At 62.1% G+C, this 25,112-nt stretch carries 20 protein-coding genes; 6 read left to right on the top strand and 14 right to left on the bottom strand.

Translation table 11 applies throughout. From position 1 onward, the window contains the following. Nucleotides 1–20: 20 nt before the first annotated feature. From VNX23_RS13775 to VNX23_RS13750, 6 genes are all read right to left on the bottom strand, one after another. Nucleotides 21–2,240: an acetate--CoA ligase family protein gene (locus VNX23_RS13775; RefSeq protein ID WP_325630808.1), complete on the bottom strand. Its 2,220-nt coding sequence runs from the start codon at nucleotides 2,238–2,240 to the stop codon at nucleotides 21–23. Between the two features lie 149 nt (nucleotides 2,241–2,389). Further along, entirely contained in the window at nucleotides 2,390–3,106 is a 717-nt protein-coding gene (locus VNX23_RS13770) for a DUF1614 domain-containing protein (protein ID WP_325630806.1), read from the bottom strand. A 135-nt stretch (nucleotides 3,107–3,241) separates the two neighbouring features. Then, nucleotides 3,242–3,853, bottom strand: coding sequence for a 2-oxo-4-hydroxy-4-carboxy-5-ureidoimidazoline decarboxylase (gene uraD / locus VNX23_RS13765; RefSeq protein ID WP_325630804.1), 612 nt, complete (start codon nucleotides 3,851–3,853; stop codon nucleotides 3,242–3,244). A 28-nt stretch (nucleotides 3,854–3,881) separates the two neighbouring features. Then, entirely contained in the window at nucleotides 3,882–4,280 is a 399-nt protein-coding gene (gene uraH, locus VNX23_RS13760) for a hydroxyisourate hydrolase (protein WP_325630840.1), read from the bottom strand. 165 nt (nucleotides 4,281–4,445) lie between these two features. Further along, the gene (locus VNX23_RS13755; protein ID WP_325630802.1) at nucleotides 4,446–4,781 is read right to left on the bottom strand and encodes a hypothetical protein; all 336 of its coding nucleotides are present in this window, start codon (nucleotides 4,779–4,781) and stop codon (nucleotides 4,446–4,448) included. A gap of 138 nt (nucleotides 4,782–4,919) precedes the next feature. Then, nucleotides 4,920–6,470 carry an AMP-binding protein gene (locus VNX23_RS13750; protein WP_325630801.1) on the bottom strand — a complete coding sequence of 517 codons (1,551 nt, stop codon included), beginning with the start codon at nucleotides 6,468–6,470 and terminating at the stop codon, nucleotides 4,920–4,922. Between the two features lie 437 nt (nucleotides 6,471–6,907). Between VNX23_RS13750 and VNX23_RS13745 the strand changes: the two genes are divergently transcribed. The 5 genes from VNX23_RS13745 (at nucleotide 6,908) to VNX23_RS13725 (ending at nucleotide 14,881) form a co-directional block, all read left to right on the top strand. Continuing rightward, a complete protein-coding gene (locus tag VNX23_RS13745; RefSeq protein ID WP_414642994.1) occupies nucleotides 6,908–8,074 on the top strand; it encodes an efflux RND transporter periplasmic adaptor subunit in 1,167 nt (388 codons plus the stop codon). After that, nucleotides 8,071–11,229 carry a multidrug efflux RND transporter permease subunit gene (locus VNX23_RS13740; protein ID WP_325630799.1) on the top strand — a complete coding sequence of 1,053 codons (3,159 nt, stop codon included), beginning with the start codon at nucleotides 8,071–8,073 and terminating at the stop codon, nucleotides 11,227–11,229. The genes VNX23_RS13745 and VNX23_RS13740 overlap by 4 nt, the downstream gene beginning before the upstream one ends. A gap of 186 nt (nucleotides 11,230–11,415) precedes the next feature. Then, entirely contained in the window at nucleotides 11,416–12,615 is a 1,200-nt protein-coding gene (locus VNX23_RS13735; RefSeq protein ID WP_325630798.1) for an ABC transporter substrate-binding protein, read from the top strand. 237 nt (nucleotides 12,616–12,852) lie between these two features. Beyond that, on the top strand, nucleotides 12,853–13,536 hold the full coding sequence (locus VNX23_RS13730) for a hypothetical protein (RefSeq protein ID WP_325630796.1): 684 nt from the start codon (nucleotides 12,853–12,855) through the stop codon (nucleotides 13,534–13,536). Between the two features lie 385 nt (nucleotides 13,537–13,921). After that, entirely contained in the window at nucleotides 13,922–14,881 is a 960-nt protein-coding gene (locus VNX23_RS13725) for an alpha/beta fold hydrolase (RefSeq protein WP_325630794.1), read from the top strand. A gap of 39 nt (nucleotides 14,882–14,920) precedes the next feature. Here the strand turns inward: VNX23_RS13725 and VNX23_RS13720 are convergent, their stop codons facing one another. The 7 genes from VNX23_RS13720 to VNX23_RS13690 form a co-directional block, all read right to left on the bottom strand. Next, nucleotides 14,921–15,547, bottom strand: coding sequence for an isoprenylcysteine carboxylmethyltransferase family protein (locus VNX23_RS13720; RefSeq protein WP_325630793.1), 627 nt, complete (start codon nucleotides 15,545–15,547; stop codon nucleotides 14,921–14,923). Between the two features lie 53 nt (nucleotides 15,548–15,600). Continuing rightward, nucleotides 15,601–16,599 carry an NAD-dependent epimerase/dehydratase family protein gene (locus tag VNX23_RS13715; RefSeq protein WP_325630791.1) on the bottom strand — a complete coding sequence of 333 codons (999 nt, stop codon included), beginning with the start codon at nucleotides 16,597–16,599 and terminating at the stop codon, nucleotides 15,601–15,603. Next, nucleotides 16,596–17,159 (bottom strand): DUF962 domain-containing protein, encoded by a 564-nt coding sequence (locus VNX23_RS13710; RefSeq protein ID WP_325630789.1) that lies wholly within the window; start codon nucleotides 17,157–17,159, stop codon nucleotides 16,596–16,598. Before VNX23_RS13710 ends, VNX23_RS13715 begins: the two co-directional genes overlap by 4 nt. Nucleotides 17,160–17,361: 202 nt before the next feature. Then, nucleotides 17,362–17,754 carry an MAPEG family protein gene (locus VNX23_RS13705; RefSeq protein ID WP_325630787.1) on the bottom strand — a complete coding sequence of 131 codons (393 nt, stop codon included), beginning with the start codon at nucleotides 17,752–17,754 and terminating at the stop codon, nucleotides 17,362–17,364. 32 nt (nucleotides 17,755–17,786) lie between these two features. Beyond that, on the bottom strand, nucleotides 17,787–18,875 hold the full coding sequence (locus tag VNX23_RS13700) for a lipocalin-like domain-containing protein (RefSeq protein WP_325630785.1): 1,089 nt from the start codon (nucleotides 18,873–18,875) through the stop codon (nucleotides 17,787–17,789). After that, nucleotides 18,865–21,270 carry an ABC transporter permease gene (locus VNX23_RS13695; RefSeq protein ID WP_325630836.1) on the bottom strand — a complete coding sequence of 802 codons (2,406 nt, stop codon included), beginning with the start codon at nucleotides 21,268–21,270 and terminating at the stop codon, nucleotides 18,865–18,867. Before VNX23_RS13695 ends, VNX23_RS13700 begins: the two co-directional genes overlap by 11 nt. Before the next feature lie 56 nt (nucleotides 21,271–21,326). Further along, nucleotides 21,327–21,980, bottom strand: coding sequence for an ABC transporter ATP-binding protein (locus tag VNX23_RS13690; protein ID WP_325630834.1), 654 nt, complete (start codon nucleotides 21,978–21,980; stop codon nucleotides 21,327–21,329). 264 nt (nucleotides 21,981–22,244) lie between these two features. Here VNX23_RS13690 and VNX23_RS13685 point away from each other — a divergent pair, with 264 nt between their 5' ends. Continuing rightward, nucleotides 22,245–23,516, top strand: coding sequence for an MFS transporter (locus tag VNX23_RS13685; protein WP_325630783.1), 1,272 nt, complete (start codon nucleotides 22,245–22,247; stop codon nucleotides 23,514–23,516). A gap of 231 nt (nucleotides 23,517–23,747) precedes the next feature. On the opposite strand, the gene VNX23_RS13680 is transcribed toward VNX23_RS13685, so the two are convergent. Continuing rightward, entirely contained in the window at nucleotides 23,748–24,986 is a 1,239-nt protein-coding gene (locus VNX23_RS13680) for an MFS transporter (protein ID WP_325630781.1), read from the bottom strand. Nucleotides 24,987–25,112 lie beyond the last annotated feature (126 nt).

The raw sequence follows: 25,112 nt of genomic DNA, 5'->3' as shown, positions 1-25,112 counted from the left end.
GGCATCCTCCCGTTTTGGCGTTAATGACCAGCGGCGCTTTCGGCCGCTTCGTTGTTGAGGACAATCAGGGCGTCGACGGCGACGCCTGTCTTGGCATTGAGAAGAAACGGGTTGACGTCGATCGAGGCGATCCGGCCGCTTGCATCCGCCATCAGGTTGGACAAGCCGACCAGTGCCTTCACGACTGAAGCTTCGTGCAGCGCAGGCCTGCCGCGATAACCGCGCAGCTTCACGCCGGCCTTGGTACGGCCGATCAGCGCTTTGGCCTCGGCGGCATCGAGCGGGGCGCCGCCCAGCGCAACGTCCCTCATCAGTTCGATATCGACACCGCCGGTTCCGAACATCACGGCCGGCCCCATTTCGGCGTCGAGCACCGCGCCGACGACGAGTTCAAGCTCGCCCCTGACCTGCTGTGCAATCAGGATGCCTTCGAGCTTCGGCTTGCTCTTCAGCCTCTTCACCCGCGCCGTGATCTGGTTGAAAGCCTTGCGGACGCCGGCCGGGCTTTCGATGTTCAGTACGACTCCACCGATGTCGGATTTGTGCAGGATCTCGGCGCTGACGACCTTGGCAACGACGGGAAAGCCGATCTTCCTGGCGATCCTGACCGCTTCCGCTGCACTGCGTGCAATATCTTCCTTCGAGACGGGAATGCCGTAAGCCTGCAACAGTTTCTTTGAAGCGATTTCATCGAGCGCGGCTCCACGCGCGTCCCCGAGCGTCCGCTGCAGCGTCGCGCGTGCCGATGCGGAAGAGCTCGACACGATGTCCGGCACTTCCTTGCGCAGCGAGGAATATTCGATCAGCGCCTTGATCGCGCCGACCGCGCGGTCGAGACCTTGCAGCACGGCAACATGCGGCAGCGATTTGCGCAAACCCTTCATGAACTCGGTAAATCCGATCGACATCGCCGAGATGTAGATCACCGGCTTGTGCGCTTTCGACGCCATCTCATTGACGCGATGCAGATTGCGTTCACGCAATTCGTGCGGCGCTTTCGGCAGTTCGGAATCGATGATGACGATGTCGGTGTCAGGATCGTCGATCATGATCCTGATCGATTCGATATAGACGGAAGGATCGACCACGGCCGCAAATCCGGCATCGAGCGGATTGCCGACGATCGAGCCGGGCCCAAGCATGTTCGCAAGCTTTGCGGAAGCCGCTTGGCTCAATTGCGCGAAATTCAGGCCGGCCGACGTGAACGCGTCGATCAAGAGACCGCGCTTGCCGCCGGACAAGGTCACGGCAGCGAGGCGCGAACCCTTGGGCAAGTCGGCATGAACGAAGCATTCGGTGGTCTCGATCAATTCGTCCAGGCCGCGCGCGCGGATCACGCCTTCGCGGGCCGAGATCGCGTCAAAGGTCTCGATCGAGCCGGCGAGCGCACCGGTATGGGCCATGGCCGCGGCGCGTCCACCTTCGGATGCCCCAAGCTTGAGCGCGATCACCGGCTTGCCGGCCCTGCGCGCTGCCTTGCAGGCCTCGCGAAATGCCTCGGTGTTACGCACGCCTTCGAGATAGACTACGATCACGCGAACCGAAGGATCGGCCGCGAAATAAGTCATCAGGTCGGTGGTCTCGAGCCCGGCCTCGTTTCCGGTCGTGACCATATAGCCGACGCCGACCCCGCGATCTTCCAGAGCCTGACGGATCGCCATCACGATCGCACCGGACTGACCGGCAATCGCAACCGGACCCGCCTCCATCGTGACCACGCGGTCGTCGATGTTGGTGAACAGCTTTTCGCCGGCGCTCAGATTGCCGAGACAATTCGGGCCCGTCACGGCAAGGCCCGTCTCCCTGATCGCCTGCTGCAGCTCGGCGGCAAGCCTCTGGCTTTCATCGTCCTGCAATTCGGCGAAGCCGGACGTCACGATCGTGGCCGAGCGCGCGCCGGCCGCGGCGGCATCCCGGATGACCTGGACCGCAAAGCGCGCCGGCACCAGCACGAGCACGTGGTCGGGCTTGTCGGGCAGGCTTGCGAAATCCCTGTAGCAAGGCACGCCCCAGATGGTTTCGCGCCGGCTGTTGAGAGGAAAGAGGCCGCCCCGGAAGCCGTATTTGACCAGATTGTTCCAGATGCGCTCGGCATAATTGCCCGGTTTGTCGGTGGCGCCGACCAGCACAATGTTGCGCGGGTGCAGCATGGCATGAATGCGTTTGACGATGCTGCTGGCCTCGACCGGCGGCACCCATTTGCCTTTGCCTTCCGTCGGATAGTGGGACCGGGCTTCCATAGGCGAATTGCCACCCCTTGTTTTTTGCCGGATCGGACGATCCTTAAGGATCGGCCCTCCCGGCGCTTTTCATTCTTCTTATTGAAGCTGGCCGAGGGTGGCAACTCGCGCGGCCCGGGAGCGCCATCAAGACGGCGAGGGCTTCGTCCTTACCAGGCCGGTTTCGGCCGGGACGGAGAGGCAATGCCGGCGAGCAGAACCGCAAGGATTCCGGTGAGGAAAATGCCGTCGAACGTTCCGGCGCCGCCGATCGAAGCCACGGGCGCGCCAAGGCCGCCGATCTTGTCGAGATTGAGAAGATCGGCTCCGATCAGCGTTCCCATCGATCCGCCGATATAGGCCAACGGGGCGGCGTATTCGCGCGACAGAATGAAGGCGAGGATGGCGGTGGCCACGACGGGGACAAACACCGGCACCGCGATGCCGATTCCATGCACAGGGGTCGCCATGGCGTGGATGATGAAGGCGATCGCCGCGACCGCGATCGCTGCCTTGAACCAGAGCTGATACCGGATCACGAGATAGGTCGACATGATGGTCGGGATCACCGCGCCGCCGACATTGACGGCGAGAACCGTGCCGGGCCACTGCTCGACCAGCGGCACGACGTACTGCATGCCGAAATATTCCACGACCTGCCCCGACCTGACCGACGGTCCCGGCAGAATCGTAATCGGAATGTTGAAATAGCTGCCGATCAGCGAGCCGAACAACAGAAAAAGCGCCGTGAGCGGGCTGACCCCGAGCTTCATATAGGCGTATCGGAGAATGCGAAGCTGAATCAGGATGATCAGCCCGACAAACACGAAAACCAGGAACGAGAAGAATACCGGAGTGAGCGGCAGATAATGCACGTGGGATCCCATCTTTTCGTTGTCGGTTACCCCGCCCTGTCTTCCTACTTGGGAAATAAACCGGCTGTCGCAAGGCGGTCGCGTCAACCAGATCCATACCGGTCGCGCCTGGGTCGCGAGCGAGGAAGGTTCGCAAGCGCCCCTGGCTCAGCTTGCATCCAGCAATTTATTCAGCCGCAATCGCGTGATGATGTAGACATTCTGCAGATCGTTGCCGAACTCGGTCTGGGTTTCGTTCCTGAGGCGGCGGTTGAATTCGAACAGGATTCCCTCCTTGGTGTGCATTCTCACCGCGATGATGAACGGAAATCCGAACTTGTTCCTGTAGGCCGCATTGAGGTCCGAGATCTGCACCATCTCCTCATGAGTCAGCGCGTTAAGCCCGGCGCTTGCCTGCTCGGCCACCGACGAGGCGGTCATCGTGCCAGCCTGGGCTTCCTTGCCGGCGAGATCGGGATGGCTTTGCAGCAAGGCGAGCTGCATCGGTGCGGCAGCGTACTTCACCACATCGACCATCGCGGCGTGCATCGCATCGAGGCTTGCGAATGGCCGCTTTTCCCAGGCCTTTTCGGCGACCCATGGCGAGTTCTCGAAAATACCGCCGAACTTCTGAACGAAGGCGGCGCGATCCATCGCATTGATGGGCGCCATGTCGACCGGGCCGGCGATCGCGGGTGCGATCAGGGGCGGCCAGGACATCATGGCGCACAGCATCAGGGCGGAGATCAGAGAGGCAAGCAGTCCAGGACGAGCGCTCATCGGCTTCCTCCCGTTTGAATCGGTTGTCTCAGCTGCCGCGATAGGTCGTGTAGCTCCAGGGCGTCGCCAGCACCGGCACGTGATAGTGCGCTGTCGCATCCGCCATGCCGAACTGAATCACGGCCCTCTCGAGGAAGGGCGGATTGGGCAGCACGGTGCCAAGCTTCGTGTAATATTCGGCAAGATGGAACACCAGTTCGTATTGGCCCGCCTTCATGGTCTCGGCGGTCAGCAACGGCTCGGTCCGTCCGTCGACATTGGTGCGAACCGTCTTGATGAGCTTGTAGGCGCCGCCATCGAGCACGCTGAAGTCGACCCTTACACCCTCGCCGGGCTTGCCGTTGGCCGTGTCCAGCATGTGGGTCGTCAGCCCCGGCGAGCCCGCCGCGAACGCGGCCTTGTTGGCAAACGCCGCCAGCGCCAGCATGGTCGATCCCGTTCCCAGAAGACCTCTTCTACTCAGTAGCGTCATGACCTTGCTCCTCTCGGTTTGCCGCGCATGGGATGGCAGCGGGCGGTCCGATTAAGCGGTGCAAAAACCGCGCCATGCAAGCGCTTTTCCGCTTGCATGGCGTTCGAACGAAATCAGGGATCAGCGCTTGGTCGGCTGGTCATCCACCGTTCTGGATGGGCGCTGCGTTGCAGCGCGAACCTTCGCCAGGACCGACTCGCAATAATTGTCGCGGTCGCGACGAAAAAGCTCCTGATGGGCGCGGAACGCCGCCACCCGTCCGCGGATTTCTTCGCGCATGTCATTGGGGCGAGCAGGAGGGGTCGGGCGGACAACAGGGACGGCGTGCGCGGGCCGTGCGACCTCTACAGGCTGATCCGGCCGGATTGATTCAGCCCAATCTTCAGCGTCCGTCTTCCCCGCGGTGACGGACTGCACAAACGCCATGGTTTGCGCGATCAGAAGATCGCGTTCCATTTTCCATTTCATCATGCACCTTGACCCCAGCCAATATCTCAGCGGAAAGCCGCTCATCAATCAAGGAGCAGGTCACGGTCATCCCCAACTTCAGGAATCGTTCGCGGGCGCGGCGGCCTCGGCGAGCCGTCGCCGGCCTCAGACAATCCGCGACGTCTTGCTGCCCCAGTAACGGTCGCGCAACAGCCGTTTGTAGAGCTTGCCGGTCGGCAGACGCGGCAACTGGTCCTCAAAGTCGATCGAACGCGGTACTTTTTGTCGCGCCAGCGATTGGCTGCAGAACAGGATCAACTCCTCGGCGAGATCCGGTCCCACCTGGACCCCGGGCATCGGTTGCACAACCGCCTTCACTTCTTCACCGAGGTCGGCATTGGGCACGCCGAACACCGCGGCATCCGCGATCTTGGGATGGGTGATCAGCAGGTTCTCGCATTCCTGCGGATAGATGTTGACGCCTCCCGAAATGATCATGAAGGTCGCGCGATCGGTCAGGTGGAGATAGCCGTCGTTGTCGACATATCCGACGTCGCCGACGGTGCTCATGGTGCCATCCGGCGAGCGAGCCTCGCGCGTCTTGACGGGATCGCTGAAATATTCGAACGGGGTTGCGGTCTTGAACCAGACCGTGCCCGCCGTCCCGGTCGGGCACTCCCGCATGTCCTCGTCGAGAATGTGAAGTTCGCCCAACAGGACCCGGCCGACAGTGCCCCTGTGAGCCAGCCACTCCGCGCTGTTGCAGGCGGTGAAGCCGAGGCCTTCGGTGGCGCCGTAATATTCGTGGATGATCGGGCCCCACCATTTGATCATGTCATCCTTTACCGCGGCCGGACAGGGCGCGGCGGCGTGAATGGCGATTTCGAGAGAGGACAGATCATAGCGCGAGCGCACGGCTTGCGGCAGCTTGAGCATCCGCGAGAACATGGTCGGTACCAGTTGGCTGTGGGTTACGCCCCATTTCTCGACCAGTTCGAGATAGCGCTCGGGATCGAAGCTCTCCATGATGACGACGGTGCCGCCGATCCGGATCGTCAGATTGACGGCGGCTTGCGGCGCCGAATGATAGAGCGGTGCGGGCGACAGATAGATCATGCCCTCGCGGTACTGCCAAAGCTTTTGCAGGAAATCGAAGATCGGCAATTGCTGGGTCGGCGGCTGCTCGGCCAACGGCCTCAGGATTCCCTTTGGCCGTCCTGTCGTTCCCGACGAATAGAGCATCGCGGTGCCGATGTATTCGTCTTCGATCGGCGTCCTGGGCAGTCCGCTGGTCGCATCACGCAGGCCGACGATGCGATCGCCTTCGCTCGAGCCGTCGGCCACGATGCAGAGCTCAACCTTGGGGCACTGGCGCAGCGCCTCGCGGGCGACATCGAGCTTTGCGACCGAGGTGATAAGGATTCGCGATTGGCTGTTGTTGACGATGTAGGCAAGTTCGCTTGCCGTCAGGTAGGAATTCACACAGGTGTAATAAAGGCCAGCCCTCTCGCCCGCGCCGCAGGCTTCAAGGTAGCGGCTGTTGTTCTCCATAAAGATCGCATAGTGGTCCAGACGCTTCAGGCCGCGGTTGCGGAATAGATGTGCCAGGCGGCTCGTACGCGCTTCCAGCTCGGCATAGGTTACGGATTCGCCGGAGTTTGCCATGATGAAGGCAGGCTGAAGCGGACGAAGGCGTGCATGCTTGCCGGTATACATTATCCCTCCCAACGGATTTTGTTATGCCGAAAAAGGAATATCGGCTCTTTCTGCAGGGTCATCGATTGCCGCATCCCGAATCCCTGAAGTCTCCCGCGCAAGACCATGGTCCTCCCCGGACAATTGGCCAGTGGTCCTGTTCTCACATTCGCCTACGATTGCAGCGGATGGGTTTGCGAATGTTGGCGGCAAAAGCACAATCTAGCGGAGTACCGGGAAGGAGGGGAACCATAAAATCGCCTTCCCCATCGGATGCATGGCAAGAGAACAAGCCGCTGCCGGCAGATTCCACTTGATCCTGCCCGCTTCTTGCAGAGACTGGCTGCCGATCTCATCTTGTTGATCCGGTCGCTGATCCGAACCGCCTTATCGCTCGCCACAATAGTTCAGAGGAGGGGACCTTGAGCGCGACTGAGAAATCGAAGCGTCAAGTTCGATTGGTCGACATCCGCACGCTCCGCGATCTCATCCCTGTGGTCGCACTGCTCGCGCTCGGCTTGACGGGCTGCGATAACAAGCCGGCGGCGCAAGCAGCCGCGGCTCCGCCGCCGGTCACGATCGCCGAGCCGGTCAAGCGCACCGTCACCGATTGGGATGAATTCACCGGGCGGTTCGACGCGGTCGAAGAGGTTCAGGTTCGCGCCCGCGTCGGCGGCTTCGTCACCGGCGTCGAATTCCGCGACGGCGCTACCGTCAATGCCGGCGATCTCCTGTATCTCATCGATCCGCGTCCGTTCGAAGCTGTAGCCGAGCAGGCCGACGGCCAGCTTTCGGATGCGCGCGCCAGGGCCGAACTCGCCAAGCGGGAACTCGACCGTTCGCTCACGCTGGTGCAGTCGCAGAATGTGGCGGAGTCAACCGTCGACCAGCGGCGCCAGGCGCTGCAGGCGGCGCATGCGGCGCAGATGCAGGCCGAGGGCCTGCTCAAGGCGGCCCAGCTCAATATCGAATTCACGCACGTGCTGGCGCCGATCTCGGGCAGGGTCTCCAGGCACCTCGTCAGCGTCGGCAATCTCGTGCAGGGCAGCGAGGGCGGCTCGACGCTTTTGACCTCGATCGTTTCGCTTGACCCGATCTACGTTTATTTCGACATGGATGAGGCGACCTATCTGAAATACAACCGGCTTTATTTCGAAGGCAAGCGTCCGAGTTCGCGCGAAAACCCAAATCCGGTCCAGGTGACGCTGACCGGCGAAACCAAGCCGTCTCACGAGGGCAAGATCGATTTTCTCGATAATCGTCTGGATGTCTCGACCGGAACGCTGCGCGGACGGGCGGTGATCCCCAACAAGGATCTTTCGATCCTTCCCGGACAGTTCGGCCGGGTTCGCCTGATCGCGAGCGCACCCTACGAAGCGCTGCTCGTGCCGGACACGGCCGTTGCCACCGATCAGTCGCGCAAGATCGTGTTTGTGGTGAAGGAAGATGACACGGTCGAGGCCAAGGTCGTTACGCTCGGGCCGATCGACGACGGCTTGCGCGTGATCCGCGACGGTCTCAAGCCCGAAGACCGCGTGGTCGTCGATGGCCTGCAACGCGTGCGTGTCGGAGCGAAGGTCGCGCCGCATGCCGCCAAGACCGCTCCCACTGGTGGCAAGACATGAATCTCGGCGCGCTTTCCGTCAACAGGCCCATTCTCGCGATGGTGATGTCCATCGTGCTTTTGATTGTCGGCGCCATCGCCTACACCACGCTGCCGGTCGCCGAATATCCGCAAGTGGTGCCGCCCACCGTGGTCGTCACCACCCAGTATCCCGGAGCGTCCGCGCAGACCGTTTCCGACACCGTCGCAGCTCCGATCGAGCAGCAGATCAACGGCGTCGAGGACATGCTTTATCTCTACAGCCAGGCCACCTCGAACGGCCAGCTCACCATCACGGTGACGTTCAAGCTCGGCACCGATCTCGACAAGGCCCAGGTGCTGGTCCAGAACCGGGTCGCCATCGCGATCCCGCAATTGCCCGAGGAGGTTCAGCGCAACGGCGTCGTCACGCGCAAGAACAGTCCCGACATCCTCATGGTCGTGTTCATGCTTTCGCCCGACGACAGCTTCGACCAGCTCTATATCAGCAATTATGCGCTGCTTCAGGTCCGCGACCAGCTGCTTCGGCTCGACGGCATCGGCGACATCCAGATTTTCGGGGCGCGCGACTACTCGATGCGACTGTGGCTCGATCCCGACAAGATCGCGAATCTCGGATTGACGGCCGGCGACGTGCTCGCCGCGATCCGCGCGCAGAACCTGCAGATCGCCGGCGGCCAGCTTGCCGCCCCCCCGATCGCGGACCGGGCCTTTCAGCCGAACCTCTCCTTCATCGGGCGTCTGAAGGACGTCCAGCAATTCGAGGACATCCTGGTCAAGGCCGGCGAGGAGGGACGTACGGTGCGGCTACGCGACGTCGCACGGATCGAGCTCGGCGCGCTCGATTACACCACCAACAGCTTCCTGCTCCGCAAGACCGCGGTGGCGATGCTGGTGACCCAGCGTCCCGGCTCGAATGCGCTCGCCACGGCAAAAAATATCACCGATACCATGGCCACGCTCAAGGCCGGTTTTCCGAAAGGGCTTGATTACAATATCGGCTACAACCCGACCGAGTTCATCGCGCAATCCGTCAGCGAACTGATCAAGACAATCTATGAGGCGATGATCCTCGTTGTCATTGTGGTGCTCGTGTTCCTGCAGGGATGGCGGCCTGCCATTATTCCGATCGTGGCGATCCCGGTGTCGCTGGTCGGTACCTTCGCCGCGATGGCCGCGCTCGGCTATGCGGTCAACAATCTGACCCTGTTCGGCCTCGTGCTCGCGGTCGGGATTGTGGTCGACGATGCCATCGTGGTGGTCGAGAATGTCGAGCGGCACCTTCGCGACGGCATGAGCCGGCGCGAGGCGGCGCTGCGCACCATGGAGGAAGTGGGTGGAGCGCTGGTTTCGATTGCGCTGGTGCTGTGTGCCGTCTTCGTGCCCACCGCGTTCCTCGGTGGAATTTCCGGACAGTTTTTCCAGCAATTTGCCGTGACAATCGCGGTCGCGACCGCGATCTCCTGTTTCTGCTCGTTGACGCTTTCGCCAGCGCTGGCGTCGCAGATACTGGTGGCGCACGAGGAAAAACGGCCGCCCGCGCGCTGGAACCTGATAGCGCGCGGCTGGGAAAGTTTCTCCGGCTTTTTCAACCGCGGCTTCGACTGGCTCTCCAATCGATACGCCGGCGCGGCGGCGTTCGTCATCAGTCATTCGGCGCTGATGCTGATGATCTATGTCGGCTTGATCGGCACCGCCGGCTGGCTCCTGGCCACCACGCCGCAAGGCTTCATTCCGGCGCAGGACCGCGGCTATGTCATCGTCTCCGTGCAATTGCCGGGAGCGGCCTCGTTGGCGCGAACCACCGAGATCGTCCGCGAGGTCGAGCGCATCGCCCTCGATACGCCAGGCATCATTCGCGTGGCGGCGTTCGCGGGGCTGTCCGGGGCGACGCGCACCCAGTCCAGCAATGCGGCCGCGCTGTTTCCGGTGTTCGATGAGCCGGAGGTACGTCTGAAGAAGGGCTTGTCGGCCGCGAAGATCACCGGCGATCTGCGCCGGCGGCTTTCCGCGATCGAAGGCGCCTTTATCATCGTTATTCCGCCGCCCTCGATTCCAGGCATCGGTACCGGCGGTGGATTCACCATGCGTATCCAGGACCGGCAGGGCCGCGGTGCCCAATTGCTGGCGGCGGCGACCGACGAACTGGTCGCCGCAGCCCGTAAGGCACCGGGACTGACCTCGGTTTTCTCGCCTTTCACCGCCAATACGCCGCAGGTGTTCGTCGAGATCGACCGCGTCAAGGCCCAGAAGCTCCGCGTGCCGATCCAGAACGTGACCGATGCGATCGAAACCTATTTCGGCTCGTCCTACGTCAACGACTTCAATATCCTCGGACGCACCTATCACGTCACCGCACAGGCGGACTTGCCGTTCCGGAAGGAAACCGCCGATCTCGCCCGCCTGCGTACCCGCAATGTCGCCGGCGACATGGTGCTGCTCGGCAGTGTGGTCGATTTCCGCAACATCGCCGGTCCCGATCGCGTCGCGCGCTACAATCTCTACACCGCGTCCGAACTTCAGGGCGAAGCAACGCCGGGAACGAGTTCGTCGACCGCCATCGACATCATGAAGCATCTGGCGGACCAGATCCTGCCCAGCGGCTTTTCCTATGATTGGACCGATCTTTCCTATCAGCAGGTCCATGGCGCCAATTCGGGTCTCTACGTGTTCCCGATTTGCGTGCTGTTCGTGTATCTGGTGCTTGCCGCGCAATATGGAAGCTGGACTCTGCCGTTCGCCGTAATCCTGATCGTGCCGATGTGCCTGTTCGCGGCAACGGTCGGCGTGCGGATCATGGGACAGGACGTCAACATCCTGACCCAGATCGGCTTCGTGGTTCTGGTCGGACTGGCGGCAAAGAACGCGATCCTGATCGTCGAGTTTGCCCGCGATATCGAGCTCGAGGGCCACCCGCGGCTGCAGGCCGTCATTGAAGCCTGCCGGCTTCGGCTGCGGCCCATATTGATGACGTCGTTCGCCTTCATTCTCGGCGTCTTGCCGCTCGTCGTCTCGACCGGCTCGGGATCGGAAATGCGTCAGGCGGTCGGGGTCGCCGTGTTCTTCGGCATGCTCGGCGTGACAATGTTCGGGCTGGTCTTCACGCCGATCTTTTATGTGCTGGTCCGCAACCTTGCGGATCGGCCGCTCCGGAAAAAGCCGGCTTCAGCGGCGTAGTGGAGTGGATTTGACATTCGTAAAGGTGTCCGCCGAGATGGGATGCGAACGTTAGAATCGGACCACTTGCGGTTGCCACAATCGGGCAGGCTTCGCGACCCTACTAACGGCGCATTCCGGGTGGGTGGGCAGTCGAAGAGTTATAAAATATCATGCCCGGCATCACACATTTTGGGAGCGAAGACCATGAGATTGGGAGTGTTGCCGGCCGCTATTGCCGCAGGCGGAATGTTGTTCGCGATTCCGGCCTCGGCCGACGCCGTCAAGATCGGCATTTTGAACGATCAGTCGGGGGTCTATGCGGACTATGGCGGCAAATATTCCCTCGAAGCGGCCAGGATGGCGGTCGAGGATTTTGGCGGCAACGTGCTCGGCGAGAAGATCGAAATCGTCTCCGCCGACCATCAGAACAAGCCCGATCTCGCCACCAGCATCGCACGGCGATGGTATGAGGTCGAAGGCGTCGACATGATCACCGAGTTGACGACTTCGTCGGTCGCGCTTGCCATCCAGGAGCTGTCAAAGGAAAAGAAGAAGATCGACATCGTCGTTGGCGCCGCAACCTCGCGCATCACGGGCGATGCCTGCACGCCTTACGGCTTCCACTGGGCCTACGACACCCACGCGCTCGCGGTGGGGACCGGCGGTGCGCTGGTCGAAGCCGGTGGCGACACCTGGTTCTTCATGACTGCCGACTACGCCTTCGGTTACGCGCTGGAAAAGGACACCGGCGACCTCGTGAAGGCCAAGGGCGGCAAGGTTCTCGGCTCCGTCCGCATTCCCTTGAACTCTTCGGACTTCTCTTCCTTCCTGCTTCAGGCGCAAAGCTCGAAGGCGAAGATCATCGGACTTGCCAATGCGGGTCTGGACACGACCAACTCGATCAAGCAGGCGGCGGAATTCGGCATCGTTTCCGGCGGTCAGAAGCTGGCCGGCCTTCTGCTCACCATCTCCGAAGTGCACGGCCTGGGACTGCAGGCCGCCCAGGGACTTGTGCTCACGGAAGGCTTTTATTGGGATCAGAACGACAAGACCCGCGAGTTCTCGCAACGCTTCATCAAGCGAACCGGCCATATGCCGAGCATGATCCACGCCGGCACCTATTCGGCCACCCTGCAATACCTGAAGGCGGTGAAGGCGGCCGGCACCAAGGACTCCGATGCCGTCGCCAAGAAACTGAAGGAACTGCCGGTCGACGACGTCTTCGCCCAAGGCGGCGGCAAGGTGCTCGAAAACGGCCGCATGGTGCACGACCTCTATCTGTTCGAGGTCAAGAAGCCCTCCGAGTCAAAGAAACCTTGGGATTATTACAAGCAGATCGCCGTGGTGCCCGGCGACAAGGCTTTCCCCTCCGCCAGGGAGAGCGGCTGTCCGCTGACAAAGTGACCGCTGAGACGGCGCGTTCGTTGGCAAAGCTATGGTATCGAGAATGCGACGCGGCGTCTGTTGTACGCCGCGCCGCATGCGTCAAGGCTCGGGCCGTTATCAATTTGTAAAATCAGGGTGTTGCAATAGGGACACGGCGTGGGGATTAAAGTGATTCGTCGCGCCACCTATTATTGCAGATGCGAGCATCCCGGGGCTACGTTCCGGCCAACCAGTTTTTGTCTTCGGGGGAGACCAATGAAATCACATCGCGGCTACACGGAGTTTGTCGGCAGGCTTCGTTCGCCTGCCCGATTTTGGTTGCGCTCGCTCCAGGCCGCGGCAATTACCTTGCTGCTGCTTGCACTTCCGGCCGGTACCCCGGCGAATGCGGTTCCCACGCAGGCGGGAACGGGCGCTCATGTTTATCTGCTCCGTGGCGTGCTCAACATCTTCTCGCTCGGCCTCGACGAAATCGCCGCCAGGCTTCAGGCGCAGGGCATCCCCGTCACAGTGGTGAATTACCTGGGATGGGCGTCGCTCGCCGACGAAGCCGCAGCTGATTACCGCAGCGGCCGGGTGAAGACGATCATCCTGGTCGGACATTCCTCGGGCGCGACCGTTCTGCCCGACATGGTGGCGCGCCTCGATCAGCTTGGCGCCCCCGTCAAACTGGCGATAGGTCTGGATTCGGTGTTTCGCACCAGCCTGTCCGGCCGCGTCGGAAAATACATCAACTTCTACATCGCCAACGGCAATGGCGAGCCGGTCGCACCGACCAGAGCGCTGCGCGGCTCGCTTGAAAACGTGAACGTGCAGAGCGTCCCGGGGGTCGGGCACATCACTATCGACAAGAACGAAATCATACAGCGGAAGGTCATCGCCGAGATCGACTCCGTCGTTTTCGGCAGCCGGCCGAAGGAGGCATCGGCGAGACCCTAGTGTCCCGATTCCGAAGTTCGCATCATTTTGCGGACACCTCGTTTGCGAACTTCGGAATCGAAAGGACACTAGTAAGTCATTGTTTCTAGTTGTGGCTTTGGTTCAGAAGTCCGCATGTCCGAACTCGCGGCAGAAATGATGCGGACTTCTGAACCGCCACACTAGGCCGCGCAAAGGTAAGCCCCTCGCGACCGGGAAATCAATGCTCGATCAAGGGGATGAGGTCACGGCAAAGCCATGATTTCACCGCCTGCGATTTTTCTGTCTCCCGAGGCCGCGCCACAATTCCACCCATTCGCCTGCATTAGGTTTGCCGCGCGCCTCGAATGGCGTACTACTTGCTGACGCGCCGATCTCGCCGGCATCGAATGGGGGCGTCCAGCGCTTGGGACGGTTCGTGGAACGCATGTTCAATCAGACGCGAGTGGCGGCGGTCGTTTGTGGGGCAATGTTTTGGGCCGCACTCGCTCACGGCGGCATTGATCCGGCAGCTGCCGGCCCGGTCGCGGGGGCGCGGGAGGCTACCGCAACGCCGTCGGTAGAGCCCGGCCAGCCGGCAAGCGAATTTCATGGACGCGCCTATTTGTTCCGCGGCGCCCTCGGGCCGATTTTTTCGCGCGGGATGGATAGCCTGACGGAAAAACTTGAAGATGCGGGCATTACCGCGAGCGTCTACGAGTTCACCATTTGCCAGCTGATTGCCGCGCGCGCCCTGCGCGAGTATCGCGCGGACCCGGCTCCAATCATCCTCATCGGACATTCGATGGGCGGGCTTTGCGCGGTGAAGTTTTCCGAGATCCTCGAGGCTGAAGGCATCAGGGTCAGCCTTGTCGTCACCATCGATCCGGCCCATGTCACGCCCGAGGTTCCGCTCAACGTCGATCGCTTCATCAATATCTTCCTGTCGAAGGATGTTCTCGGCGGCGGCGACGTCAAACCGAAACCGGGCTACCGCGGTCACTATGCGAGCTTTGATCTGTCCCAGCGCAAGGAGGTTTTGCATATCAATATCGAAAAGAACGATACCATCCAGGAACAGTTGGTGACCAAAGTGCTTCAGCTTGCGACCGCAAGAGGCGAAGGCGATCCGGTGCAGATTCGCTACGTCGTTCCGCCCGACACCGCGATCGAGCTTTGGGACAGCGGCATGCCGGTGTTTGCGCGGCCCGGCGACAGTTTGCAGTCGATCGCGGCGGCGTACCACGTGCCGCTCTGGTCGGTCACGCAGATCAACAAGGGCCCGGACCGCACGCCGCTGGTGCCGGGAGAGCGCATCGTCGTGCCGCGCCGTCTGATGCCGCTAGCTGAGGTCTCGGGACAGGCGCAGGCGCTACCGCCGCGCTGACGTCGCGCGCCAGCGTCTCGGCTGCTTGCGATTGCGTTTTCAGCGCTGCGGCAGGAACGGCACCAGCATGGGAACGCGGCGGCAATAGGGGCCGTAGGCATCCGCGCCGAGTTCGCTGGTGAGAAAACCTTCCTCCATGCGTGCCTTCTGCCAGAGCCCGAGGGCGATCAACGCCGTACCGAGCAGCGCGGTTGCAGTTCCGACCGCGATGCCCGTCGCAATCATCGCGCCGATGAGACCGGTATAGATGGGATGACGAACCAGCCCGTAGGGGCCGGTGTCGATGACACGATGGCCTTCCTTGCGGGTGATCGCGTTGGACCAGAAACGTCCGAGATGAATTCGCGCCCACCACGTGAACAGGCATCCGGCCAGGGTCAGCGCCGCGAGCACATAAATGCCGGCATTTCCGAAATGCCAAAGCGGCTTCTCCCCGAGCACTTGTGCGGTCCAGGGCGTGAGCAGAACGGCGCCGATCAGAATGGGAATGCGATAGGCGCGCGAGTCCCAGGTCCTCACGTGCTTTTCGGTCCGGCCCGAAAAGAACGAGCCCACGCCCCAGCTGATGAGCCAGCCGACCCAGATAAGCGCCAGCAATTGTGTGGGCCAGGTGGCGGTCCAACCGCTCCAGACGAAAGCTAACAACGGATTCGGATCATGCGTCATGGCCAAGTTATATTCCTCATTGGAGGGTGCTGGCAAATCCCGGCAAAATCGAATTACGAGCGCGGTTTGTGATGCTCGCGGGAGCCGAGCAGATAGGCGATGGTATCGCGCAACGTGGGTTCGACGGGGCGGGGCGCATAGCCAAGTTCGCGTCGCGCCTTGTCGATCGAGAGATCGGTTGCCCGCATCGCTATCCTGACACCCTCGGCCGTACCGGTCGGCGGACGGTGGGTCACATGATCAGATATGAGCTCCAGCATTTTCGCGGAGATCTCGGCCAACCGGCCGGGAACCGCGATCGACAGAGAGCGGCGGCCGCTGATCATCGCCGTCAGCTGCAGAATTTTTTTCAAGGGGATGCTCTCGCCGCCGAGGATGTAGCGCTGGCCGATTTGTCCGCGTTCCATCGCCAGGATGAGACCGGTGGCGACGTCTCGCACGTCGACCAAATTCACGACGAAGTCGAGGTACAGTTGCAGGCGCGCATGCAGAAAGTGCTGCAGCATCGCGGTGGGGGGAGTGAGGTTGTGATCGTGCGGTCCGATCGGCATGGTCGGCGTGCCGATCACCAGCGGAAACCCGGACGCCGCAGCCTGCGTCGCAAACCGCTCGGCGAGCATCTTTGAGCGTGTGTAGAGGCCCGGCATTTCCTCTGGTGGCAGCAAACTGTGGTCGCCGGGCCCACCCCGCAATGGCGACGGCCGGAACAGGATGGACTCGGTCGAACAGTGCAGGAAACGGCTGACACCTTTCTTGCGCGCCGCCATGATCACGACTTCGGTGCCGTGCCGGTTGACCGCATCGAAGTCCGCCTTCTGAGGTAACCACATACCAGGAAGCCCGGCCAAATGGTACACCTCGCCGACGTCAGCAAGGGCCTCAGTCACCGACCCCGGATCAAGCACGGAGCCCTGGACATATTCGACTTCGGGCGCGGCACAGATCGGAGCGCGAAGATCGAGGACACGCACCTGTCGACCGCCGGTCGCAAGCGCCGATACCAGGTGTTGCCCGATGAAACCGGTGCCGCCCGTGACAAGTACCCTGGTCATGAATGTGGCAGCGGCCCGACCTGATGATCCTCGGCATAGGATGAAGAACCGCGAGGCGGCTGCGGCTGAGGTTGAGCGAGGATGACCGCCAGATCGTGCCGGAAGCCAAACGCAGTGAACAGCTTGGCCATCACAAACATCGGGCCGAGCAACAAATGCGCCGGGTTATCGACAAGCGCCGGCTGGCGGCGCTCGAAGACGCGATGCCCCACAACCTGAAAGCCGATGCCGATCACGATCAAAATCGCGGTGATCGACCACACTGTGATCGGAGCGGCATGGCCGACGATCAACGCGGCCGCCGAAAGCAGGATGACGGCGATGGCAAGAATCGCCGCTCCCAAAGCCGAATCGAGCAGCAGCCAGTAGATCAGGACCGGTAGCACCATGATGGGCGCCATGGTGGTGAAAGCGCCGAGCGAGTAAATGTGCCACATGCTCAGCGGAAGAACCGCCGCAGTAAACAAGGCCAGAATGCCGAATACATGCATCGCGCAGTTCCATGGATCACGATGATATTCCACATAATCGGTAAGCTGGCGTTTGAAAAAGGCATTCATATCGATAGGCTCGTTTCAACCTTCGTGTGCTGGAAACACCGTTAAAGAGCTGATGTTTTGAAATTGGATAGTGCTGCCTTACCGCTGGGCGGCGTACTTAAACTTGGGATCATCCCGAAGTCAATTAACGGCGGCGGCGGCCGTATGTCGCCCCTTTTTGCGCTTTCGGCACCGCGTAAATCCTGCTTGCCAACATGGTGCTTCATGCGTGCACGATGCGCCACAGGATGGCTCCGGCTGCGCCCAGCCAGAGAACGATAGCGGCGCCCGCCTGAATGCCATAGCCTCTGCCACGCTTGTTGGCGGCGTTGGAGTAGCCGATCAGATAAGCAATCCGGCCGGCAATCCAGACCAGGCCTATCGCCGCCGCGATCGTATCGCCGATGTAGATCGCAAACAGCCAGAGCGACGGCAGGAAGATCGGCAACCATTCCAGCGTGTTCATCTGCACCCGGAAAATCCGCTCGAAATCGGGATGGCCGGATATCGCCGGCGCCTTGATGCCGAAAGCGGCGCGGGCTCTCGCAACCCGCGTGCCGGTCACGAAATAGAACAGGAGCGCAAGGCAGGTTACGAGGGCCGTCAGATGATACATGCGTGCATTCCTCTTCGTCCGAGAGATGGGCCTCAATAGCCGGTCATCTCGAGATATCCAATACCGCTGTGGCTGCCGCCAAAACTGATCGGCCCTTCCCAATACGGAAAGCTCGTCCCCATCCAGCTGTTCGCGTTCAGCGGTGCGCAGGAGATCGCCAGCGTCATATCCGGAATCGCAATATCCCAGCTGGTCGGGATCCTTCGCCCCTCGATGGCGGAAAATTCCTTCGGCGTCATGGCGAGGTCGCGTGACGTGATCTGTCGGGATTTGCCATCCGAGGAGAACCATTTGCCCGAAATGAAATTGTCGCCGTTCCTCTGCCGCAGCCGAAACAGCATGAGCTTCTCGCCGGAATCGAAATGCAGCGCCAGCCAGTCCCAACCCTTCTGGTCCGAGGCAAGCGGCTGGCTGCTCCATTCCCGATCCATCCAGGCGAGACCTGCCACCTGAACTGGCCCGTCGTCGATCGCGATACTGCCGGTCGCCTTGAAATAGGGCTGGCTGTAGTAATAGGAGGCCTGTCCCCGATCGGATTTCCGGCTGTAGCCGCCCTCGCCTTGCAGGACCAGTGCGTGATCGGCATCGAGCTGAAGCGCGCAGGCAAAATCGGCACCCGAAGCGTTCAGTGCGAGCGGCGCGATCACATCGTCGCGCATTCCCTCAAGCCCGCGCATCTGCCACGCATCGATCCAGGCGCGAAATGGCGAGGTCTCGACGCCGGCCTGGCCGACGCCGCCGCGCGCAAAGGTTTCGCTGAAACGGTGGGTATCGGCGCGCGTGACAGCGGCGTGACCCATCCAGATCTGTTGATTGGCCCATCCTTCCTGCTGCGCGCCCGGATGCATGGCCTGGCGGAATAACGTCCATTGCGCGCCATAGGCCGCCCCGCTCGAATCCCGCAGATTGGCGGTCACATACCACCACTCGATGCGAAAATCCGGATGCGGACCGTGATCGGCCGGGAAGGCGAGTGCCTTGCCGGGAACGACGGCTGTGAATCCGTCGCCGCTCATGCCCAGCCCGGCGAAGCCTTGCGCAAAGCCGCTCGTCTGCGCGAGCGGCAGAACAAGCACTCCGCCCGCGAAGGCGCGGCGCGAAATCCGACAGCTATCGCTCATCGGCAAAAACCTTGACGAGGGTTGTCGGCTGGATTCGCGTCAGCTTCAGAACCGGAATTGCCGCGGCCAGGGCCGAAGCCGCCATGGCCACGCCGAGTAGCTCGAGTAGTTGCAACGGGAAGACGTGAAACGGCAGCCGCCAACCGAATGCTTTCACATTCACCACCGCGATCAGGCACCAGGCAACCGACAGACCCAGCGGCAATGCCAGCAGGGCCGTGATCAAGGCGAGCGACATCGTCTTCAAGAGCTCGATTGCGGCAAGCCGGCTTCGCGTGATGCCGATGGCCCAAAGCGGCGCGAGCTGCGGCAGACGCGAATTCCCGAGAGTGAGCAGGCTGGTCAGCAAGGCGATGCCGGCAACACCGAGCGTGAAGGCATTGAGCGCCGCCGTCACCGCAAAGGTGCGGTTGAAGATCCGTGTCGACTCCGCCTTCAAGGTGGCCTGATCGACGAGGTTGCGGTCGTCCAATCCGAACTTGTCGCGTAACGCGGACATCAGCGCCGGAACAACGGCAGGATCGGCGCGCAGGCCCAATCGCGTCAGCGGAATGTTCGGGAAATGCCGGGTGAGGGCAGCAAAATTGACGGCGATCTGGCCTTTCGGATTGCCGTAATCCGCGTAGATGCCGATCACCTCGAGCGGCCAGATCACTCCCGCTGCGGGCACGTCGACCTCGTCGCCGATCGCAAGTTTCATCCGCCGCGCAAGTTGCTCGCTGACGAAAGCCGCAGTGCCGGGCCGAAGTCTGGGCCAGGCGTTTGCGGCCGACTCCAGTAACGGCCAGTGATCGTAGTAGGTGGCATGGTCGGGAAGGCCGAGAATTTCGACCGGCGCGCCGCCGATCTGCGTATCGGCCCGACCGCCCGGCAGGATCGCCGCGACCTCGGGGCGATCGCGCAACCATGCCGCAATCGCGGAGGCCTGCGCGTCGTCGGTTGCATTGATGTAGACATCGGCAGCCAGGCGTCCGTTGAGCCAGGTGATAAAGCTTCGGCTGAAGGTCTCGACCATGGTGCCGACGCCGACATTCACCGACAGCGCGAGCAACAATGCCATCAGCGCCAGCGACAATCCCGAAAGCTGCTGGCGGCTGTCGGCCCAGAACCAGACCGCAAGTGCCTGTTGCGCCCGCCGCTGGCCTTGTGCGAGCACGAGTTCGAGTATCCCGGGCAACAGGAGCGCTGCGCCAAGCAGCAGAAAGGCAAGCACCGCAAAACCTGCGAGAAGGGAGTCGCCGAATGACAGGAAACCGGCCGCCGCCGCGAACACGATGACGGCGGCCGCGCTTTGCAGAACCAGCCATCTGCGCTGCGCCTGGTGCCACGCATGAGGTTGGGCCGGAACGAGCACGGGGAGGCGGATCGCTTTCAGCATGCTCGCAGCCGCGGCCAGCAGCGCCCCAATCACGCTGATGGCGAGGCCTGCGGCCCACCATTGCGGCTTAAGCGAAAGCTGTCCGGGAATTTGGGCGCCGTAAAGCCCGCGCAGCGATGCCGCGACGTCGGGAAGTAGTATTGCTGCGATGAGATAGCCGCAGACCATGCCGGCAAGGCCGGCGAGCAGTGCGAGCGAGATCAGCTCAAGTACCAGCGTCGCATTCAGTGCCGTGGCGGAAACGCCGCAGGCACGCAAGGTTCGCAGCATCGGCAGGCGCTGCTCGAAAGCAAGGCCGATCGCGGAGTTGACGATGAACAGGCCGACAAAGAACGAGAGCAGGCCGAACGCCGTGAGGTTCAAGTGAAAGCTGTCGGTCAGGCGTTCGAGGTCGGTCTCGGCGTTTGCCTCAACCAAGCGGAGCGTGTCGCCAGCGATATCTTCGAGCGGCGTTCGGGGACCTTTGGCCTTGCCAACGAGAAGGCGCGAGACCTGGGCGGGCATTTTGAGCAGCGACTGCGCGAGGCCGATATCGACCACCATGACACCCGGCGCGAGTTGCGAGGCGATGCGAAGCGGAGGCAGGGAGGTGCCTGTGTTCGCCAGCGGCGAGGCGCCTTCGGCAAGGCCAAGTTCGGAAAGTGTCTCGGGCGCAGTCAGCGTCTCTCCGGGCGGCGTGACGAAAGATTGCAAACCCGCCCTGCCGATCGCCGGTGCGTTTCCGACTTCCGCCGGCAGGGTGACCGGCTCGATGCCGAGCAGCCGGTATGTCCGGCCGCCGATCTGAATGCGCCCCTCCAGCACGGGTGACACGCTCCAGCCGGCGCGGCGCAGATCGACAAAGAGCTGTTGGGCGAATGTTGCACCATTGCGGGCCACGAGCGCAGCCGTTCTGGCGCCGCCGAACGCCGCCGCGGCGCGATCGTAGCTGTTGCGGGCCTGCTGGTTCAACGCCTGCACGCCGCTCCATAGCGCGGTCGCCGAAATCAATCCGATCAGGAGCGTGGCGAGTTGCATCGGATGCCTGCGCCAATGACTCAAGAGAACCGCAAGAATCCACAAGGCGCGGCGGGTCACGCGATCAGCCCCGCGGTGAGGTTGATATGACGGTCGAGCGTGCCGGCAAGCCGCAGCGAGTGGGTGACCATCAACAGGCTGCAGCCGGTTCGCGCGACCAGATCGCGGGTGAGCGCGAGCACGTCGTCCGCGGTCGCTTCATCCAGATTGCCCGTGGGTTCGTCCGCGAGCAGGAGCAATGGTCTCACGGCCAGCGCGCGCCCGATCGCGACCCGCTGCTGCTGGCCGCCCGACAACTGCTCGGGATAGCGGTGGAGGAGCCCGCCAAGTCCCAATCGCTCCGCGAGCTCGGATTGCCAGGCCGCATCGTGACAGCCGGCAATGCGGGACTGAAAGGCGAGGTTGTCCCGCACGTTGAGACTGGGGATCAGGTTGAATTGCTGAAAAACCAGGCCAAGCCGATCGCGCCGCAACGCCGCCAGTCCGCTATCGCCGAGATCGGAAATCGACGTATCGGCTATCCTGATCTCGCCGCGGTCCGCGCGATCGAGGCCCGCGATCAGATGCAACAGCGTGCTCTTGCCGCTGCCGGATTCGCCAGTAAGCGCGACGCGCTCGCCGCTTGCAACGCTCAAATTCACGCCGCGCAAGACCGCGATCTCTTCTCCGGCGGAACGATAGGCCTTGGTCAGGTTGCGGACGCTGAGCACGATCTGGTTGCCGTTGGTCATGCGAAGCGCGTCACCTTCAAAGAGCTCTGGTCTACGCTCACCTTACCAAGGCCGTGGCTGGAGATCACGGTGTCAAACACCACGGCGCGCGATCGTGATCATGAGGCTGTCCAAAAAACGATTCGGCAAAGGCGCCAGGCGGGCGCGATCCGGCCAATTTGTCCGGTTGCGTTATCCGATCTGCCTTGGTTAGCATCCCCTCAAGGCCATCGGTCCGACAGGCCAAATCGCGAGGGAACGACCATGATCGCGCAACCGACACCCAAGGGTGCCTGGAAGATCACGTTTCTGCTGTTTCTGTTCATGCTGGTCAATTTCGCGGACAAGATCGTGGTCGGTCTCGCCGGGGTTCCGATTATGACCGAGATGAAGCTTGAGCCGGAACAGTTCGGCCTGCTCGGCTCCGCCTTCTTCTTCCTGTTTTCGATCTCGGCGATTGCGGTCGGATTTCTGGCCAATCGCGTCCCCACCCGCTGGGTGCTGCTGGCGCTGGCGCTGATCTGGGCGCTGGCGCAATTCCCGATGGTCGGCTCGGTCAGTTTTTCGACGCTGTTGATCTGCCGCGTCATTCTCGGCGCTGGCGAAGGACCGGCGGGTTCGGTGGCCGTGCATGCCATCTACAAATGGTTTCCGGACGAGAAGCGAACCCTGCCCACGGCAGTGCTGTCGCAAGGATCGGCCTTCGGCGTGATTCTCGCAGTGCCGGCGCTGAACTGGGTGATCGTCAACTACGACTGGCACTATGCGTTCGGTGCCCTTGGGGTCGTCGGCCTGATCTGGGTCCTGGCGTGGCTCATCCTGGGCGCGGAGGGACCGCTGGTGCAATCGACGGCGGCGGTGGATGGCGAGCCGCGCATTCCCTATCTGCGGCTTCTGACCTCACGCACCTTCGTCGGTTGTTGCGGTGCGACCTTCGGCGCCTATTGGGCGTTGTCGCTCGGTCTCACCTGGTTCACGCCCTTCATCGTCAAAGGGCTTGGCTTTTCGCAAAAGGAAGCCGGGTGGATTTCGATCCTGCCCTGGGTGTTCGGTGCTGTCGTGGTGCTGCTGACGGGATGGATTTCGCAGGTCATGGTCGCAAACGGATTTTCGACCCGCAGTGCGCGCGGCGTTCTCGGCACGGTCCCGCTGGTGGTTGGTGGATCGATTCTTGCCGCGATTCCCTATGTCGAGGCCGGTGCGCCGCAGATCGCGTTGCTGGTCGCGGGATCAGGACTGAGCGGCGCGATCTATGTCGTTTGCGCGCCGATGATCAGCGAGTTCACGCCGGTATCCCAGCGTGGCGCCGTGATCTCCATCTATGGGGCGATCTATACGCTTGCCGGCATTCTGGCGCCTGCGGTGATGGGCAGCATGATCCAGCGCGCTTCCGGTCTGCTCGACGGCTACATGGCGGGTTTCACCATCAACGCCGTCGTCCTGATCGCATCCGGCCTGCTCGGCCTGTTGCTGCTTTGGCCCAATACCGAACGCGCGCGCTTGATGAGCGGGGCGCGGCAGCCGCAATTCGCCTAGAGCCTATTCGGTTTTGATAGAATCAAAACCGGGCTCTACTCTTTTGTTTTGACGCGTTTTCTTCACGCGAACCGGTCTCCACTTCGCTCGAAAACGCAATAGAGCATGATCCGGACCCGAAGGACCGCGTCGGCGCAAAGTGGAAACCGGTTTTCCCTTAGCTAACAAACGCGGAACGCGTTTGCGCGGAGATCATGCTCAAAAAAGAGAATCCCGCGCCGGCGCGCGGGCTTACGGATGCATGATGCGGGGATCGGAAGCCTTCTGTTTGCCTTGCGGAGTTCGCTCGGTCGCAAGTGCGAGCAGGACGGTCATCACCATGAACACGACCGACGCGCCGAATACCCAGTGCGGCCGGTTCTGGTCCATGATCCAGCCAAACAGCAGCGGGCTGATGATGCCGCCGAGATTGAATCCGGTGGAGACGATGCCGAATGCCCGTCCCGCAGCACCCGGCGGCGCCGCATTGCGGACCAGCATGTCGCGGGAGGGAGCGATCACGCCTCCGAGGAATCCTGCCGATGCCATCGCAGCCGTCAGCAGCAGCGACGGAAGATTGAGCATTGCGATCATCAACATGATGACAGCATTGATCGCAAAGCAGGCGGCGGCGACCTGGCCGTGCCGGCTGGTGTGGTCGGCGAGAAAGCCGCCGGCCAGCACGCCGATGGCGCTGGCGCCGAGATAGGCCGTCAGCGCCAAATTGGCCGCCGACAAGGTCGCGCCATAGCCGCTCATCAGCGCCACGAGGCCGAAATTGCCGATGCCGGCGCTGGACAGGCTCAGAAGCGTGAAAAAGATCGTCAGCATCACCAGCGTCGGCGTGATGACGCCTTGCCGCGGGATGTGCGTGCCGGACATCTTGCGGTCCGCAGCGCTCGCGTCGGGAATACCGACGACGAGGAGAAGCAGCGCAACGAACGGTCCGACCGCGCCGCTCACGATCAGCGCGCCATGGCCTCCGATGGTTGCGACCAGTGTCGCGACGACCGCCGGCGCCACCGCGCCGCCGACGTATCCGGCGAAGGTATGAATCGAAAACGCCCGGCCCATCCGCGCTTCATTCATGTGGGCCGACAGAATCGCGTAATCGGCCGGGTGATAGACGCTGTTGGCAAGCCCGAGCAGCACCGTGCTTGCGATCAGCCATGGATAGGTCAGGTGCAGGCTGAGCATGATGAGCGCGCAGCCGCCGAGGGCGAGGCCCATCAGCAGGATTTTTCGCGCACCGATATGGTCGGCGACATACCCGATCGGCGCCTGGGTCAGGGCCGAGGTGACGGCGAAGACGGTCAGCGCAAAGCCGAGCTCGATATATCCGACCCCGAGCTGCTGCTTGAGGAACGGGAACAGCATCGGCAGCACAAACATATGGAAATGACTGACCCAATGGGCCGTCGAAATCGCAGCCAGCGTGCGAAGCTGTTCGTCGGCTTTCGCTTGTTGTGGTGCGGCCAGAATTTCGGCCATGTCGATTCACGCTCCGTGTTGAGAGCGAAACTATCGGCTCTGGCGGTTATTTGTCCATGAACGCCGTGCATGGCAGCCCCCAGATCGGCCGCGTTGTTTTTTCGCTCCCCCAAAGCGTGAGAGGGT

Source organism: Bradyrhizobium sp. (assembly GCF_035570375.1).
Classification (GTDB): domain Bacteria; phylum Pseudomonadota; class Alphaproteobacteria; order Rhizobiales; family Xanthobacteraceae; genus Bradyrhizobium.
Note: the sequence above shows the minus strand (reverse complement) of the source record. Positions and strands in the feature narration are given on the sequence as shown.

Bases quoted from the DNA above. Each gene is read 5' to 3' on its own strand.
- VNX23_RS13775 (WP_325630808.1), bottom strand. From the start codon at position 2,240: ATGGAAGCCCGGTCCCACTATCCGACGGAAGGCAAAGGCAAATGGGTG.
- VNX23_RS13770 (WP_325630806.1), bottom strand. From the start codon at position 3,106: ATGGGATCCCACGTGCATTATCTGCCGCTCACTCCGGTATTCTTCTCG.
- uraD (WP_325630804.1), bottom strand. From the start codon at position 3,853: ATGAGCGCTCGTCCTGGACTGCTTGCCTCTCTGATCTCCGCCCTGATG.
- uraH (WP_325630840.1), bottom strand. From the start codon at position 4,280: ATGCTGGCGCTGGCGGCGTTTGCCAACAAGGCCGCGTTCGCGGCGGGC.
- VNX23_RS13755 (WP_325630802.1), bottom strand. From the start codon at position 4,781: ATGGAACGCGATCTTCTGATCGCGCAAACCATGGCGTTTGTGCAGTCC.
- VNX23_RS13750 (WP_325630801.1), bottom strand. From the start codon at position 6,470: ATGTATACCGGCAAGCATGCACGCCTTCGTCCGCTTCAGCCTGCCTTC.
- VNX23_RS13740 (WP_325630799.1), top strand. From the start codon at position 8,071: ATGAATCTCGGCGCGCTTTCCGTCAACAGGCCCATTCTCGCGATGGTG.
- VNX23_RS13735 (WP_325630798.1), top strand. From the start codon at position 11,416: ATGAGATTGGGAGTGTTGCCGGCCGCTATTGCCGCAGGCGGAATGTTG.
- VNX23_RS13730 (WP_325630796.1), top strand. From the start codon at position 12,853: ATGAAATCACATCGCGGCTACACGGAGTTTGTCGGCAGGCTTCGTTCG.
- VNX23_RS13720 (WP_325630793.1), bottom strand. From the start codon at position 15,547: ATGACGCATGATCCGAATCCGTTGTTAGCTTTCGTCTGGAGCGGTTGG.
- VNX23_RS13715 (WP_325630791.1), bottom strand. From the start codon at position 16,599: ATGACCAGGGTACTTGTCACGGGCGGCACCGGTTTCATCGGGCAACAC.
- VNX23_RS13710 (WP_325630789.1), bottom strand. From the start codon at position 17,159: ATGAATGCCTTTTTCAAACGCCAGCTTACCGATTATGTGGAATATCAT.
- VNX23_RS13705 (WP_325630787.1), bottom strand. From the start codon at position 17,754: ATGTATCATCTGACGGCCCTCGTAACCTGCCTTGCGCTCCTGTTCTAT.
- VNX23_RS13700 (WP_325630785.1), bottom strand. From the start codon at position 18,875: ATGAGCGATAGCTGTCGGATTTCGCGCCGCGCCTTCGCGGGCGGAGTG.
- VNX23_RS13695 (WP_325630836.1), bottom strand. From the start codon at position 21,270: ATGCAACTCGCCACGCTCCTGATCGGATTGATTTCGGCGACCGCGCTA.
- VNX23_RS13685 (WP_325630783.1), top strand. From the start codon at position 22,245: ATGATCGCGCAACCGACACCCAAGGGTGCCTGGAAGATCACGTTTCTG.
- VNX23_RS13680 (WP_325630781.1), bottom strand. From the start codon at position 24,986: ATGGCCGAAATTCTGGCCGCACCACAACAAGCGAAAGCCGACGAACAG.